14 protein-coding genes are annotated in these 16,157 nt (G+C 57.3%); 4 read left to right on the plus strand and 10 right to left on the minus strand.

Annotated elements, in window-relative coordinates; translation table 11 throughout:
* Positions 1–8 precede the first annotated feature (8 nt).
* Entirely contained in the window at positions 9–1,013 is a 1,005-nt protein-coding gene (yejK, locus tag WFN61_RS10945) for a nucleoid-associated protein YejK (protein ID WP_257758133.1), read from the plus strand.
* A 48-nt stretch (positions 1,014–1,061) separates the two neighbouring features.
* Here the strand turns inward: yejK and rplY are convergent, their stop codons facing one another.
* Together rplY and WFN61_RS10955 are read right to left on the minus strand one after the other, a co-directional pair.
* Positions 1,062–1,346, minus strand: coding sequence for a 50S ribosomal protein L25 (gene rplY, locus WFN61_RS10950; protein ID WP_144817050.1), 285 nt, complete (start codon positions 1,344–1,346; stop codon positions 1,062–1,064).
* A gap of 122 nt (positions 1,347–1,468) precedes the next feature.
* The gene (locus WFN61_RS10955; protein ID WP_312273982.1) at positions 1,469–3,229 is read right to left on the minus strand and encodes a DEAD/DEAH box helicase; all 1,761 of its coding nucleotides are present in this window, start codon (positions 3,227–3,229) and stop codon (positions 1,469–1,471) included.
* 152 nt (positions 3,230–3,381) lie between these two features.
* Between WFN61_RS10955 and rsuA the strand changes: the two genes are divergently transcribed.
* The 3 genes from rsuA to WFN61_RS10970 all read left to right on the plus strand — a co-directional run bounded on the left by rsuA (position 3,382) and on the right by WFN61_RS10970 (position 5,976).
* Positions 3,382–4,089 (plus strand): 16S rRNA pseudouridine(516) synthase RsuA, encoded by a 708-nt coding sequence (gene rsuA / locus WFN61_RS10960; RefSeq protein WP_144817053.1) that lies wholly within the window; start codon positions 3,382–3,384, stop codon positions 4,087–4,089.
* 16 nt (positions 4,090–4,105) lie between these two features.
* A complete protein-coding gene (locus WFN61_RS10965) occupies positions 4,106–5,296 on the plus strand; it encodes a Bcr/CflA family multidrug efflux MFS transporter (RefSeq protein ID WP_257758130.1) in 1,191 nt (396 codons plus the stop codon).
* Between the two features lie 329 nt (positions 5,297–5,625).
* A complete protein-coding gene (locus WFN61_RS10970) occupies positions 5,626–5,976 on the plus strand; it encodes a YejG family protein (RefSeq protein WP_042389664.1) in 351 nt (116 codons plus the stop codon).
* A 3-nt stretch (positions 5,977–5,979) separates the two neighbouring features.
* On the opposite strand, the gene yejF is transcribed toward WFN61_RS10970, so the two are convergent.
* The 8 genes from yejF to WFN61_RS11010 all read right to left on the minus strand — a co-directional run bounded on the left by yejF (position 5,980) and on the right by WFN61_RS11010 (position 16,036).
* Positions 5,980–7,566: a microcin C ABC transporter ATP-binding protein YejF gene (gene yejF / locus WFN61_RS10975; protein ID WP_312282711.1), complete on the minus strand. Its 1,587-nt coding sequence runs from the start codon at positions 7,564–7,566 to the stop codon at positions 5,980–5,982.
* 1 nt (position 7,567) lies between these two features.
* Positions 7,568–8,593 (minus strand): microcin C ABC transporter permease, encoded by a 1,026-nt coding sequence (locus WFN61_RS10980; protein WP_312235040.1) that lies wholly within the window; start codon positions 8,591–8,593, stop codon positions 7,568–7,570.
* Complete coding sequence (locus WFN61_RS10985; protein ID WP_144817061.1) at positions 8,593–9,687, minus strand: microcin C ABC transporter permease YejB; 1,095 nt, start codon at positions 9,685–9,687, stop codon at positions 8,593–8,595. The genes WFN61_RS10980 and WFN61_RS10985 overlap by 1 nt, the downstream gene beginning before the upstream one ends.
* 15 nt (positions 9,688–9,702) lie before the next feature.
* The gene (locus WFN61_RS10990; RefSeq protein ID WP_313573669.1) at positions 9,703–11,511 is read right to left on the minus strand and encodes an extracellular solute-binding protein; all 1,809 of its coding nucleotides are present in this window, start codon (positions 11,509–11,511) and stop codon (positions 9,703–9,705) included.
* A 211-nt stretch (positions 11,512–11,722) separates the two neighbouring features.
* The gene (gene mepS / locus WFN61_RS10995; protein ID WP_313573670.1) at positions 11,723–12,289 is read right to left on the minus strand and encodes a bifunctional murein DD-endopeptidase/murein LD-carboxypeptidase; all 567 of its coding nucleotides are present in this window, start codon (positions 12,287–12,289) and stop codon (positions 11,723–11,725) included.
* A 415-nt stretch (positions 12,290–12,704) separates the two neighbouring features.
* Positions 12,705–13,418 (minus strand): phosphatase PAP2 family protein, encoded by a 714-nt coding sequence (locus WFN61_RS11000; protein ID WP_313573671.1) that lies wholly within the window; start codon positions 13,416–13,418, stop codon positions 12,705–12,707.
* Positions 13,419–13,451: 33 nt separating this feature from the next.
* The gene (locus WFN61_RS11005; RefSeq protein ID WP_337038677.1) at positions 13,452–14,438 is read right to left on the minus strand and encodes a CobW family GTP-binding protein; all 987 of its coding nucleotides are present in this window, start codon (positions 14,436–14,438) and stop codon (positions 13,452–13,454) included.
* 131 nt (positions 14,439–14,569) lie between these two features.
* Positions 14,570–16,036, minus strand: coding sequence for a mannitol dehydrogenase family protein (locus WFN61_RS11010; RefSeq protein ID WP_337038678.1), 1,467 nt, complete (start codon positions 16,034–16,036; stop codon positions 14,570–14,572).
* Between the last annotated feature and the right edge of the window lie 121 nt (positions 16,037–16,157).

Genomic DNA, 16,157 nt, shown 5'->3' on the forward strand with positions numbered 1-16,157 from the left:
AGTTTATCATGAGTCTGGATATCAACCAGATTGCCCTGCACCAGCTTATCAAGCGTGATGAGCAAACCCTTGAGCTGGTGCTGCGCGATTCATTACTGGAGCCGACGGCCACCGTTGTAGAGATGATGGCTGAGCTGCACCGGGTCTACAGTGCAAAAAATAAAGCCTACGGTCTGTTTAACGAAGAGAGCGAGCTGGCAGACGCGCTGCGCCAGCAGCGCCAGGGCAACGACGATTTCCTCGCCTTCAGCCGGGCGGCGACCGGACGCCTGCGCGACGAGCTGGCGAAATACCCCTTTGCCGACGGCGGGATTGTGCTGTTCTGTCATTACCGCTACCTGGCGGTGGAGTATCTGCTGGTGGCGGTGCTGAACAATCTCAGCAGCATGCGCGTCAACGAGCAGCTCGATATCAGCTCCACCCACTATCTCGACATTAACCATGCCGATATCGTAGCGCGGATCGATCTTACCGAGTGGGAGACCAACCCGGAATCCACCCGCTACCTGACTTTCCTGAAGGGAAGGGTAGGGCGCAAGGTCGCCGACTTCTTTATGGATTTCCTCGGCGCCAGCGAAGGGCTGAACGCCAAAGCGCAGAACCGCGGCCTGCTGCAGGCGGTGGATGACTTTACCGCCGAGGCACAGCTGGACAAAGCCGAGCGCCAGAGCGTGCGTCAGCAGGTCTACAGTTACTGCAATGAGCAGCTACAGGCCGGGGAGGAGATCGAGCTGGCGTCGTTGTCGAAAGAGCTGGGGGGCGTCAGTGAGGTGAGCTTCCAGGCGTTTACGGCGGATAAAGGCTACGAGCTGGAAGAGAGCTTCCCGGCAGATCGCAGCACGCTGCGTCAGCTGACCAAGTACGCTGGCAGCGGCGGCGGGTTAACCATCAACTTTGATGCGATGCTGCTCGGCGAGCGTATTTTTTGGGATCCGGCCACCGACACCCTGACCATCAAGGGTACGCCGCCCAACCTGCGCGATCAGCTGCAGCGCAGAACCTCTGGTAAGTAGCAATAAAAAACCCCGCCGAAGCGGGGTTTTTTTTCAACACGTCAGCGATTAAGCGCGAACGAAGTCGATGTGAGCCAGTTTAGGTTTGTACGGGTGACGCTGTACAGCCTGAACTTTAACTTTTACTTCGGTACCGTCAACAACCAGGGTCAGAACTTCGCCGTAAAAACCTTCTTTGGCCTGCATGTTCATGACTTTGTCGTGATCCAGTTCGATAGCGATCGGGGCTTCAGTGCCACCGTAAACGATCGCCGGGAACTTGTTCGCGGTACGCAGGCGGCGGCTCGCACCCTTACCCTGCTCTTTACGTGCTTGTGCTTCGATAGTGAACATATCAATTTCTCTTTAATAATTCCTGCTACAGGCGACCCAGCAGCAGGCAGATTTCTGGCTTTACGGATGTAAAGCGGGCGATATAGTAGCCCTGAATCGCTTTTTCTTCAACGAAAAGTACGCTAACCACGTAATTCGTTTGCCCGGCGGAAGCGGCCTTCATAATCAAAGACCTTCTCCCGCACCTGCCAGTACTGGCCCTTCAGGCGCGCCACGACAAAATCGGGGTGACGCAGCAGCGCCTGCTGGGCCACGATATCGGCGGCCACGATCCAGCGCAGCGGCACCCCGGGCGTGCGGGTGTGCGGGCGGATAAAGAGCTGCTCAAAGGCGGTGCGCTGGGCAGGGGTATGCAGACGGAAGCGCTCGCTAACGTCGGCCCCATCCTCGTCGTAATAGGTGATCTTCAGCCACTCGCCCTTGTCGTCCGCGCCGTGCTGCAAGTCCATGCCGCCGCAGCGCAGCACAAGGGCGTCCTTCAGCTTCAGAGCTGCCTTCAGCATATCGTCCGGATCCACCAGAACTGTGTTGCACTCCCGGCAGCGGCGGGCGGCAATATCGTTTTCAGCATTGCACTGGGGGCAATTTTTAAAGCGGAAGCGATAGCTGCACTGCTCCCGGTGGCCCTCGTCATCCTCAAAAAAGCCCTGGCAGCGGCGGCCAAAGTGCTCGATTAACGTACCGTCGGCGGCCATCTTTCCCCAGAAGGTGTTAGCAAAACCGCAGTCGGGGCAGAAGACCTGCACCGGCACGTTGTCACTTTTCCCCTTAGGTTCCCCGACTTCCGGGGCATAGAGATCGTGCGGGTTACCGGCGTAGTCGAGGATCAGACAGTCAGTTTTACCCGGCGCAAGACGCAGGCCGCGACCGACGATCTGCTGATAGAGGCTCACAGACTCCGTCGGGCGCAGAATGGCGATCAGATCGACGTGTGGCGCATCGAAGCCGGTGGTCAGTACCGAGACGTTTACCAGATAGCGAAAACGCTTACATTTAAACTCCTCAATCAGTGCATCGCGCTCGGGGCCCGGCGTCTCGCCGGTGATCAGCGCCGCCTCGCCAGCGGGCAGCAGGCCGGTGACCTCCCGGGCATGCTCCACGGTGGCGGCAAAAATCATCACTCCCTGGCGATCGGCGGCAAATTCGACAATCTGGCTGACGATGTGCGGGGTAATACGCTGCTGCTTTTTCAGCTCGCGGTTGAGATCCGCCTCGCTGAACAGGCCGCTGCTCTGGGCCTGCAACCGGCTGAAATCATACTGCACGATGGGCATATCCAGCCGCTCGGGGGGCGTCAGGTAGCCGTGCTTGATCATATAGCGTAGCGGCAGCTCGTAGATGCAGTCACGAAACAGCGCCTTCTCGTTGCCGCGCACCATGCCGTGGTAGTGGAACTGGTAGATCCACCCCTTGCCGAGGCGAAACGGCGTAGCGGTCAGCCCCAGCAGACGCAGGCGGGGATTGACCTGTGAGAGATGGGTGAGGATCTGCTGATACTGGCTCTCATCGTCATCGCTGATGCGGTGGCACTCATCGACGATCAGCAGGGAGAACTCGCCCTGGAAGTGGTCCAGGTTACGGGCTACCGACTGCACGCTGCCAAATACCACCTTGCCGTGGCTCTCTTTACGCTTCAGCCCGGCGGCGTAGATATCCGCCTCCAGCCCCAGCGCCAGATATTTGGCATGGTTCTGCGCCACCAGCTCTTTAACATGGGCGAGGACCAGCACGCGGCCACGGGCCACGCGAGCAAGCTCGGCTATCACCAGACTTTTGCCTGCGCCGGTAGGCAGAACGATGACTGCGGGCTCATGGCGATGGCGAAAGTGGGTGAGGGTGGCGTTTACCGCATCTCGTTGGTAGGGGCGTAGCGTAAAGGTCATTGTCTCTCGGCGTTCATTAGTCTGGTAATAGTATGCCACGATTTTTTCTCTTGAGCGCTGCTGCCAGGCCGTTATACTGAGAGATTCACAATTGCTTCTTTTTTTCGGACTTTTGTCCGACTCCGGCACTCTTTACAGGCAAATAAGACTTCATGCGACTTGATAAGTTTATCGCTCAGCAACTCGGCGTCAGCCGGGCTATTGCCGGGCGTGAAATCCGCGGCAGCCGCGTAACCGTGGATGGCGATATTGTTAGAAACGCCGCCTTCAAACTTCTGCCCGAGCACGAGGTAGAGTATGACGGCAATACCCTCGTGCAGCAGACCGGCCCGCGCTACTTCATGCTGCATAAGCCGCAGGGGTACGTCTGCTCCACTGACGATCCCGATCATCCGACGGTGCTCTACTTCCTTGACGAGCCGGTCGCACATAAGCTGCACGCCGCCGGACGGCTGGATATCGACACTACCGGTCTGGTGCTGATGACCGATGACGGCCAGTGGTCACACCGCATCACCTCGCCGCGTCACCACTGCGAGAAAACCTACCTGGTGACGCTGGAGTCCCCGGTTAGCGACGATACCGCGGCGCAGTTCGCGAAAGGCGTTCAGCTGCATAACGAACCCGATCTCACCAGGCCCGCCGTGCTGGAGGTGCTCGCCCCCACCGAGGTGCGTCTGACCATCAGCGAGGGGCGCTACCATCAGGTTAAGCGCATGTTTGCTGCGGTAGGTAACCATGTTGTGGGGCTGCACCGCGAGCGCATCGGGGAGATTGTTCTCGACGCTGACCTGGCCCCGGGCGAGTATCGTCCCTTGACCGAAGAAGAGATCGCCAGCGTTAGCTTAACGTCCCGCTAAATCCCAGGAGCCCGTAGTGACCACCAGGCAGCACTCTTCCCTGCGCATTGTCTTTATTCTTGGCCTGCTGGCCATGCTGATGCCGCTCTCGATCGATATGTATCTGCCTGCGCTGCCGGTGATTGCCCAGCAGTTTGGCGTTCCGGCCGGTAGCGCTCAGATGACCCTGAGCACCTATATTCTCGGCTTTGCACTGGGTCAGCTGCTCTATGGTCCAATGGCGGACAGCCTTGGCCGCAAGCCGGTGATCCTCGGTGGCACGCTGATCTTCGCCGTCGCCGCGGGTGCCTGTGCACTGGCGCAGAGCATCGATCAGCTTATCACCCTGCGTTTCTTCCACGGCCTGGCAGCGGCGGCGGCAAGCGTGGTGATCAATGCCCTGATGCGCGATATCTATCCGAAAGAGGAGTTCTCGCGGATGATGTCGTTTGTCATGCTGGTGACCACCGTTGCGCCGCTGCTGGCCCCGATGATCGGCGGTGCGGTGCTGGTCTGGTTAAGCTGGCACGCCATCTTCTGGATCCTGGCCATCGCTGCGCTGCTGGCCTCGCTGATGATCTTTTTCTTTATCAGCGAGACGCTGCCGGTCGAGCGGCGGCAGCCGTTTCGCATTCGCACCACCCTCGGCAACTTCGCGACGCTGTTTCGCCACAAGCGCGTGCTGAGCTATATGCTTGCAAGCGGTTTCAGCTTCGCGGGCATGTTCTCGTTCTTAAGCGCCGGGCCCTTTGTTTACATTGAGCTGAACCACGTTCTGCCGCAAAACTTTGGCTACTACTTCGCGCTGAACATCGTCTTCCTGTTTATGATGACCATCATCAATGGCCGATTTGTGCGGCGGGTGGGGGCGCTAAGGATGTTCCGCGCCGGGCTGTGGATCCAGTTCGTTATGGCGCTGTGGATGGTGGTGAGCGCCGCGTTTGACGTGGGCTTCTGGGCATTGGTCGTGGGCGTCGCCGCCTTTGTTGGCTGCGTCTCGCTGGTGGCATCAAACGCGATGGCGGTGATCCTGGATGAGTTTCCACACATGGCGGGTACCGCTTCGTCGCTGGCAGGAACGTTCCGCTTTGGCATCGGTGCCATCGTTGGCGCGCTGCTCTCGCTGGCGACCTTTAACAGCGCCTGGCCGATGATCTGGTCTATTGCCTTCTGCGCAACCAGCTCCATTCTCTTCTATCTCTACGCCAGCCGTCCTAAGCGCCGCTAGCGCCTCTCTTCAGGGGGCTTAACTGCCCCTTCATTGATACACATCATCACAATCTATTGTGAGATTGCTATCATTTGTTTCTTTTATGTAAAATCCATTTGTGTAAATGTCACACTCTTGTAGTTAAAAAGGTTGAGTTAGATCGCAGAAACGGGTACATATACCCCCAAAAGGTGAGGTAAGCCATCATCCACCCACCCTAATAATGAGGCTGCTAACCTTGTAAATTCAAGGATGTAAGCGGTTACTGCGTCGTGACAGGCAGAAATGTCAATGATGTGTTAATATAGATGTAAATGAATTGTGAAGTGATTGCTTCGGGGAAGAACATGAATAGCTTAAATCTCTCTATTGTGCATCGGTTACCCCAAAGTTACCGCTGGCTGGCAGGCGCTGCCGGCTCGCAAGTTGAACCGATCCCCTCTAACGGCCAGAGCGGTGATAACTGCCTGGTGGCGTTAAAACTGCTGAGCCCGGACGGCGATAAAGCCTGGCCGGTGATGCACAAGCTTAGCCAGGCGCTGAACGATATCGAAGTCGACTGCTCCGTGCTGGAGTGTGAAGGTGAGCCGTGCCTGTTTGTGAATCGGCAGGATGAATTTGCCGCCACCTGCCGCCTGAAAAACTTTGGCGTGGCGATTGCCGAGCCGTTTGCCAGCACTGCCACTGCGCCTTTCTAAATGCTAGCTCAATGCTAGAAGCTGGCGCGTATAGTCGTTCTGCGGATCGGCAAATACGCGCTGGCACTCTCCCTGCTCAACCACTTCACCCTGCCGCAGGATAATCACCTGGTGGCACAGCGACCGCACCACCTGCAAATCGTGACTGATAAATAGATAGGCTAACCGATGCTTCTCCTGCAACGACTTCAGCAGCGCGATTATCTGCGCCTGCACGGTGCGATCCAGCGACGACGTGGGCTCATCCAGCACGATCAGCTCCGGCTGTAAAATGAGCGCCCGGGCGATGGCGATCCGCTGGCGCTGGCCGCCGGAGAACTCTGCCGGATAGCGGTGGCGGGTTTCAGGATCGAGACCCACCTCCTGCATCACCGCAATCACCTGCGCCTCGCGCACCTGCGGAGTCAGCGCGGGCTGATGCACGCGCAGCCCCTCCTCAATAATCTGCTGCACGTCGAGGCGGGGGTTAAGCGAGGAGTTGGGATCCTGAAATACCACCTGCATCCGGTGACGCACCGGCAGCATCTGCTTCCGCGCCCACTGATGCAGCGGCTGACCGGCAAAGTTAATTGTCCCCTGCGAGGCGATCAGGCGCAGCAGCGCCAGCCCGGTGGTGCTTTTGCCCGATCCAGATTCGCCCACCAGGCCTAAGGTTTCCCCTGCCCGCAGGGTAAAGCTCAGATCCTTGACCACTGGCTTCTGACCGACGACGCGCTTAAAAATTCCCTTACGCAGCGGAAAGGCGACCCCGAGGCGATCCACCTCCAGCAGCGGCGCGGCATCGGACGGCAGCGGAACCGGCGCGCCCGCGGGCTCGCTATTCAGCAGGCGCTGGGTATAGGCGTGCTGTGGGGCGCTAAACAGCGCTGCCGCCCGGTTCTGCTCGACGCAGCGGCCGTTATGCATCACCGCCACGCTGTCCGCCAGCCTGCGTACAATATTGAGGTTATGGGTGATAAACAGCAGGCCCATGTTTAGCTCGTCACGCAGCTCGCGCAGCAGCTGTAAAATTTGTGCCTGCACCGCCACGTCCAGCGCGGTGGTGGGTTCATCGGCGATAAGCAGCTCTGGGCGAGTAAGCAGCGCCATGGCAATCATCACCCGCTGGCGCTCGCCGCCGGAGAGCTGATGGGGGAAATCCCCCAGCCGCGCACGGGCGTTACGAATGCCGACCCGATCGAGACAGGTGAGGATCTCTGCGCGCGCCGCCTCCCGTTGCATACCGCGATGCAGGGAGAGGACTTCATAGAGCTGCTTCTCCAGGCTGTGCAGCGGGTTAAGCGATACCATCGGCTCCTGGAAAATCATGGCGATCTTATTCCCGCGCACACCGCGCAGAGTCTGCTCGCTGGCGTGGAGCAGCGATTCGCCATGAAAGCGGATATCGCCGCTGGGGTAGACCACCGGCGGGGAGGGGAGCAGGCGCAGGATCGACAGGGCGCTAACGCTTTTGCCGGAGCCGGACTCGCCGACCAGCGCCAGGGTCTCCCCGGCCTCGACCTGCAGCGACAGATCGCTGACCACGGTGCGCAGCTGGTCCTGATGGCGGAAAGCGACAGAAAGCGAATCAATGGTGAGGAGGGGAGTCATATCAGAACGCCTTGTTGGGATCAAACGCGTCGCGCACCGCTTCGCCAATAAAGATCAGCAGCGAGAGCAGCACCGCCACCGACAGGAAGGCAGCAATACCCAGCCACGGGGCCTGCAAATTATTTTTACCCTGTAAGAGTAGCTCCCCGAGCGAAGGCGAACCCAGCGGCAGGCCAAAGCCGAGAAAGTCGAGCGAGGTCAGGGTCGTGATAGAGCCGCAGAGGATAAAAGGCAGGAAGGTGAGGGTAGCAACCATGGCGTTCGGCAGCATATGACGGAAAATAATGCCGCGATCGCCCACCCCTAGCGCCTGCGCCGCGCGGATATAGTCAAAGTTGCGGGTGCGCAGGAATTCCGCCCGCACCACGCCCACCAGGCTCATCCAGCCGAAGATCACCGTGATCGCCAGCAGCCACCAGAAATTTGGCTGGATCACGCTGGAGAGCAGGATGATCAGAAACAGCGTCGGCATCCCCGACCAGACCTCAATAAAACGCTGGCCCCAGAGATCGATTTTACCCCCGTAATAGCCCTGTAGCGCCCCGGCCAGCACGCCAACCACGCTGGAGCAGAGGGTCAGCATCAGGCCAAACAGCACCGAGATCCGCGTTCCGTAGAGGATACGCGCCAGTACGTCGCTGCCGTTGGCATCGGTTCCTAGCCAGTTTTGCGCCGAAGGGGGAGAGGGGAAAGGCGTGTCGGTAGCAAAGTTAATACTGGTGGCCCCAAAGCGGATCGGAGCCCATAGCGCCCAGCCGTGAGTCGCAATCTGCTGTTGCAGCCACGGATCCTGATAATCGGCCGGGGTGGCAAACTCGCCGCCAAACGCGGTCTCGCTGTAATCCTTGAGCACCGGCGCATACCAACGGTTTTGATAGTGCACCAGCAGCGGCTTATCGTTAGCGATCAGCTCTGAGCCAAGGCTGAGCACAAAAATCACCGCAAAGATCCACAGCGACCAGTAGCCGCGGCGGTTATGGCGAAAGCGCGCCCAGCGGGCCTGGTTAACGTGGCTTAATCGACGCATCAGCGACCCTCAAAATCGATACGCGGATCGACCAGCGTGTAGCTGATATCGCTCAGGATATTCAGCAGCAGGCCAATCAGCGTGAAAATATAGAGCGTACCAAACATTACCGGATAGTCTCGCGACACGGTGGCCTCATAGCCCAGCAGGCCAAGACCGTTGAGGGAGAACATCACCTCAATCAGCAGCGATCCGGTGAAAAACATGCTGATAAAGGTGGCCGGGAAACCGGCGATCACCAGCAGCATAGCGTTACGGAAGACGTGGTTACGCAGAATAGCCCGCTCGCTCACCCCTTTCGCCCTGGCGGTAACCACATACTGCTTGCGGATCTCATCGAGAAACGAATTTTTAGTCAGCATGGTCAGCGCCGCGAAGCCGCCGATCACCGTCGCCAGCACCGGCAGGGTAATATGCCACAGGTAGTCGGTAATTTTTTGATACCAGGGCAGGGCGTCAAAGTTAGCCGACACCAGCCCGCGCAACGGGAAGAGATCGTAGTAGCTGCCGCCGGCAAACAGCACAATCAGCAGGATAGCGAACAGAAAGGCGGGAATGGCGTAGCCGATGATAATAAACGCGCTGCTCCAGATATCGAAGCGGCTACCGTTGTAGACCGCTTTGCGGATCCCCAGCGGGATCGACACCAGATAGATAATCAGCGTTCCCCACAGCCCGAGGGTAATCGAGACCGGCATGCTGTCTTTGATCAGCTGTAGCACGGAGGCGCTGCGAAACAGGCTGTCGCCAAAGTCAAAGCGCACGTAGTTCCACAGCATGGTGAAGTAGCGTTCATACAGCGGCTTATCAAAGCCGTAGCGTTTAGTGATCTCGGCGATCACCTCTGGATCCAGCCCGCGTGCGCCGCGATACTGGCCTTCGCCTACGTTGCCGACCCCGGTGCGGGCGTGGGTAGCGCCCATGTTTTCACCGCCGCCGCCCGGCATTCCGCCCTGTTGTCCGAACTCAATGGCGGCAATCGCCTGGTCCACCGGCCCGCCGGGCGCGATCTGGACAATAAAAAAGTTGATGGTGATGATCGCCCATAGGGTAGGGATCACCAGCAGCAGGCGGCGGATAAGATAGGCACCCATCGTCTTGTGTACTCCTTAGCGCCTGTCGGCAGGCAGTTTTGCCGCTCTATTTACGTCGTACCACCAGGTATCAAACCCGAAGGAGTAGATAGGGCGCACCTCGGGCATCGAGAACTTATCCCAGTACGCAACGCGATCGGCCGCCATAAACCACATCGGCAGCATGTAGTAGTTCCAGGTCAGGACGCGATCCAGCGCGCGCCCGAGGGGAACAAGCTTCTCTTTATTCCCCTGGTTGGCAACGATCTGCCCCAGCAGGGCGTCGATCGCCGGGCTGCTAACGCCAGGCGTATTATAGGTGGAGTCAAGGTACTGCGACCCCCAGGAGATCTGCAGGTCAGTACCCGGCCACGGTGTTGCGCGCACGGTGCGCGGCATCATATCAAAGTCGCGGCTGCGCAGGCGGTTGGTGAGCTGGGAGTTATCCACCTGGCGTACGTTCATGACGATCCCAAGACGCTGTAAGCTGTGCTGAAACGGCATTACCCACAGATTGTTGGCCCCGGCGGGCAGCAGCAGTTCAAAGCTAAAGGGCTTGCCGGTTTTAGCGTTGACTCGCTTCTGATTTTTTAGCACCCAGCCCGCGTCCTCCAGCAGCTTACTGGCCTTCAGCAGGTTAGCGCGGTCGAAGCCATTACCTTTTGATACGGGCGGCTGATAGATCTGAGTAAATACCTCCGGCGGCAGGTCGGCCTTCATTGGGGCGAGCAGGGTAAGCTCTGCCGCATCCGGATAACCGCGCGCGGCATACTCGGTATTCTGGAAATAGCTGTTGGTGCGGCTGTAAGCGTTATAGAACAGCGCCTTGTTCATCCACTCAAAGTCAAAGGCGAGAGTGAGCGCCTCACGCACGCGGCGGTCGCTAAACAGCGGGCGCTGGTTATTAAACGCCAGCCAGCGCGTATCCTGTGCCGATTCGTTTTTCAGCTCTCGTTTAATAATCTGGTGATTGCTGAAGTTTTTGCCGCTGTAGCGGGTGGCCCAGTTCTTGGCATCGCCCTCGGTACGCATGTCAAATGCGCCCGCCTTAAAGGCTTCAAAGGCGACGTTATCGTCGAGATAGTAGTCGTAGCGGATCGAATCGAAATTCCAGCGGCCGCGGTTAACCGGCAGATTAGCGCCCCAGTAATCTTTCACCCGGCTGTAGACGATATACTGGCCCATACGCCACCGGGTAATGCGGTACGGTCCGCTGCCCAGCGGGGGCGTGGCAAGAGGATCGCTGAGCTTGTGATCTTTCCAGAACTTCTCCGGCATGACCGGCAGGGTAAGCAGGCTGAGCATATCCTCTTTGCCCGGCTTCGCAAGCTTGATGCGCACCGTGAGCGGGGCGATGGCTTCCATCGTTGTGCCCTTGTAGATCAGGCGAAACTGCGGCACCCCTTCAGTCATAAATTTATGGAAGGTAAAGGTGACGTCGCGGGCGGTAATGGGCGAGCCGTCGTGAAAGGTCGCGCGGGGATTGAGCGCGATCTCCATCCACGAATAGTCATCGGCATAGCGTGCTACCTCGGCAATCAGCGGATAATAGCTGCCGGGTTCATCGTCGGAGGTGGTGTAAAGCGAGTCATAGAGTGACTCGGTGCGCACGCCGGCATTGCCGCGCAGGGCAAAACGGTTGAAGTTATCAAACGTGCCAATCACCGATAGCGTAACGCTGCCGCCTTTGGGGGCAGCGGGGTTCACATAGTCAAAATGGGTAAAGTCGATAGCGTATTTCGGTTCGCCAATAACGGCGAAGGCATAGTTCTCTTTAATCGTCTGTGCCTGGCAGGTAAAGCAGATCAGGGCCAACAGCAGAGCAGAGAGGCGCGCAAACGTCATCAGGCAGTGTCCTTTTACCGAGCGCTGAGATTCAGTGAATGATAAGTGACCTTGAGGATATTGTGAATATCATTCACGCGCTATTACACTGGGTAGAATTTGCCTGGTAACAGAGCAAAAAAAAGCGCTGCCGTAGCAACGCTTTCTTTTATTATGTTTTCGCGATACCGGCCAAGGGAAAACCGATCCCGGAAAGTTTGCCGCGGACTCATTAGCTGCGAGCTAAAACGCGGCGCGCTTCATTGTAGCGCTTCTTCCAGTATGGCTCGTCCATGTTAGAGATCATCACACCGCTGCTGGTGGACGCATGCACAAACTGGTTGTTACCGATATAGATGCCAACGTGGCGTCCGGTAGAGCCCGCGCGGAAGAGAACCAGGTCGCCGGTCCGCAGGCTAGTGCGTGAAACCGATTTACCCATCTCCTGCTGTTCGTAGGTCGAACGCGGCAGCTCTAAGCCAAACTGTTCACGGAAGGTACGCTGTACGAAACCAGAGCAGTCAATACCACCTTTGGTATCACCGCCAAGACGGTAACGCACGCCTTTCCAGCTGGCGTATTGATCCATAATTCGCGATTTAACGTCGAGATTACGAACCATACTTTCAAATTCATCCTGAGAGGCTTGCAGTGAAGAGGCATCTTCCATGCCCACAACATGCGTCTCAGGGTGCATATTCTTTGCGGTATTTGTCGAACAAGCTGAAAGCAGTGCCGCTACTGCAATCGCGGGGATAGCCCGCCAGAGATATCTCAGGAACGGTTGAGATTTGACCATGTTGCTTATTTTCCCTTGAAGTCCTTAACGATAAATAATCGTTATAAAATGCCAAACGTGACGAGACTAATTACTTGCGCACTGAGAGACAATTCCTCTTGGTCAAATCTGTGGAGAAACGCACAAATTAATTTACAGCGGGAATATTTATCTCTGTAAGGCGAAACGTCATCGAGATTACCCGATCGTATCCCCCATTGCGAGTAGTTTTATAGGATTTTTTATAAGAAATTATGATAGACAAAGTGAAAAAAATGATTTGGGTAAAAAGTGTTCAATTTCCCTTAAAAACCATTCAACTTACTAATTTGTAAACAAAATTAAATGACAGTTTGATGACAAACTGCGGCGAGAAGTAAAAATTTGTGTCAGGGATCCTAATGAATCCCTGATGTCTGGTGTTAATAATATTTTTTTAAATGTTATTAAATTGTATGTTTTTATTAGGCAGATAATGGTTAAAGCGTGAAATGACTTTGTCACTTAACGGTGTAAGCACGATCCACGGCAGGCCAATAAGCGCCGCAGAAAGGGAGCCAACGGCGATATCGCTAAACCAGTGCGCGCCAATCATTACCCGTGGAAAGGCAAAGACCACAAAAATAATCAGGGCAACGATGAAGGTTTTGCTGCCAAAATAGCGCCACATAAATGTGGAAAAAATAAGCAGCATCATGCCGTGATCGCCTGGGAAACTGTCTTTAGAGGCATCTTTGGTGGAGAGGTTTGACAGTTCGCTTACGCGCCAGATATCGCTGAAATAGAGGGTAGGGCTGGTGCGTTTAACCGGATAGAGGTGCTGCGCCAGCTGGTTCACGATCAGCGCCGTTAGCAGCATGGTTAGGCCGACAGCCACAATACGTTGACGGCCTACGCTGTCGGCTTTTAGCCAGAACGCAAGCATGACGCAGCCCATGGCCAGCAGTGAGCAGGCGTCAAACGCCCGGTTATTGGTGATAGCCACTAGCCACAGAAAGGCGCGGCTCTCCACCACCAGATGGTTGAAAAAATGAAAAATTGCAGAGTCCAACGTAAACCACGCGCCATGATTAGCGGGCAGGTACCAGGATAAGAACAGGGCCAGCCCGGCAATATTAAGCAGTAATATAAGTGGCAGTCGGTTTTTCATTATTCCATCACGGCAGATTCTAAAGCCGCAACGTTAATCGCTATCCGCTAAACGAAGCTTCAACAGAGCGGACTGAAGCGCATTCCAGTCCACCTCACCCTCTGCAATCAGCTCAATACGGCTGTCCGGCGGCGCAACGCTTTGCGTCTCGATATGGAAATCGTCCCCCTGGCGATTGATACGTACCAGACCTTCGGCAATGCGCATTACGCCTTTAACCCGTCCAACCGGGGCCAGGCGCGCCCACTCCAGAATTCCCACGGTATCGAACTGCGTTTCGGCATCAAAAATCCATCCGCAGGCCTGATGGCCCTGACCACTGTTCAGGCTGCGCCGCCAGCGCTGGTGGGCGGGCAGGCTCAGCGCCGCCAACCCCTTTTTCTCTGCGTGGCTATGATTGTGCTCGGCGCTGGAGGGCAGCGCGCGGCGGTTGCGGCGAGGCAGATCCAGCAGCGCCGGGTCGATCTCGCCCTGGGTCGCGGTCAGCAGTTGGCGGTCGCCGCCGAACTGCTGCCACCACTGGGCCAGCGCCGCTTCGCTCTCAGGGGTCGCACGATCGCTTTTATTCGCCACGATGATATCTGCCGCTGCCAGCTGATCGCGGAAGTTCTCATTGCTGACCGCTTTTTCATTCAGCAACTGGCGCGGGTCAAGCAGGCAAAGGGTGGCGCGCAGGTCGATCCACGGCTCATAAACTTCAGCCGTCAGGATATCAAGGATCTGCTTCGGATGGCCGAGGCCGGTGGGCTCAATCAGCAGGCGATCGGGTTTACCCTGGCGCAGCAGGGTATTCAGCCCCACCTGCATCGGCAGGCCGTTAACGCAGCACATGCAGCCGCCAGGGATCTCTTTGAGCAAGGCGCCGCTTTCCGCCATCAGCGCGCCGTCGATGCCAACTTCACCAAATTCATTGACCAGCACGGCCCACTTTTCACCCTCCGGCTTATTCGCCAGCAGATGCAATATAGAGGTGGTTTTGCCGGTGCCCAGGAAGCCGGTAATTAAATTGGTCTTAGTCACATTCACTCCAGAAATAGTCCCGCCCGATAAAGGGCGTCAAAACGATGCCATCATCCTGGCGAAAAAAGAGTGAAAAGAGAAGGGTGAACGCGGACGGCAGCATTTTCCGTCCGCGCTAAACGCAGGAAAGGTTAACTCTGTAGCGTGGAGATCACCGCCTGATGCGCGCCTTGGGTGGCAATGCGCTGCCAGGCGGCTTCGATGCCGGAGACAAAAGTCGGGTTTTGCGGCAGGTCGCTGCCAAAGATTTCGGCGAGCGAGAGCAGGGCGGCAACGCGCTCGTGCTCGCTGCTCTGGGCGACTTTCTCACGGAAGGTGTCCGCCAGCGGATCGCGCACATCAATCGCATTGCCCGCGTCATCAACGCCGCTGACGTAGCGCATCCAGCCTGCGACGCCCAGGGCCAGCAGCGGCCAGGGGGTTCCACGTGCCAGATGGAGGCGAATACTCTCCAGCATGCGCTGGGGGAGTTTCTGGCTACCGTCCATCGCAATCTGCCAGGTGCGGTGCTGCAGCGCCGGGTTGGCAAAGCGCGCCAGCAGGCTCTCGGCATAGTCAGTGAGATCGACGCCGGTAATGCGCAGCGTGGGAGCCTGCTCGTCCAGCATCAGACGACGGGCGGCGGCACGGAAATGCGCGTCAGCCATACAGTCGTTGATGTGGGCAAAGCCAGCCAGGTAGCCGAGGTATGCTAAAAAGGAGTGGCTGCCGTTGAGCATCCGCAGCTTCATCTGCTCCCAGGGCAGAACGTCGTCTACCATCTGCACCCCTGCGGCTTCCCACTCAGGACGCCCGGCGACGAAGTTATCTTCAATCACCCACTGGATAAACGGCTCACAGCTGATGGCGCAGGGATCTTCTACCCCCAGCACCTCGGCAATCTCGGCCAGTGAGGCGTCGGTGGCCGCCGGCACAATCCGATCGACCATCGTGCCCGGGAAACTCACCTGCTCGCCAATCCACTCTGCCAGCTCGGCGGAGCGCTGCTGCGCCATCCCCAGCACGGCGTTTTTGACCACGTGGCCGTTGTCGGGAATGTTGTCGCAGGAGAGAACGCTAAAGGGCGGCAGGCCCCGCTCACGGCGGCGGGAGAGGGCTTCAACCAGAATGCCCGGCGCAGAGTGCGGCGCCTGAGGGTTCTGCAGATCGTGCATGATGCGCTCGTTGCGGGTATCCAGTTTGCCGGTAGCCGGATCGATGCAGTAGCCTTTCTCGGTGATGGTCAGAGAGACAATGGCGACCTGCGGCTCGCAAAATTTCTCAATAATGGCTGCCAGCGAATCGAGTTTAGCGTTAAGACACTCTTTTACCGCACCAACGATAATGGCCTGGTTGCCTTCTGCACCTTTCTCCAGCACGGTAAACAAATGATCCTGCTCACGAAGCTGGGTCATTAAGGCGTCACCGCTAAACAGGCTGATCTCGCAGATCCCCCAGTCGCCGCCTCGGGCGTTCAGCACCCGATCGGTTAGTAGCGCCTGGTGGGCGCGGTGAAAAGCGCCAAATCCAAAATGGACAATACGCGAGCGCAGCGCCTGACGATCGTACCCTGGCCGTTGAACGCTGTCCGCGAGGGCAACAGAGGCAATATTTTTCATGACCAATACACCTGATTAACTAATAATTAACAAGATGCAGTGTAAAGTTATATGACAGCAAATTAAATTGGTGTGCCTCAAATATCTGCGGAACGTGAGCTGGATCAATCAAAGCAGGGGC

This window comes from Pseudescherichia sp. AS216, assembly GCF_037152055.1.
In the GTDB taxonomy this organism is placed as follows: domain Bacteria; phylum Pseudomonadota; class Gammaproteobacteria; order Enterobacterales; family Enterobacteriaceae; genus Pseudescherichia.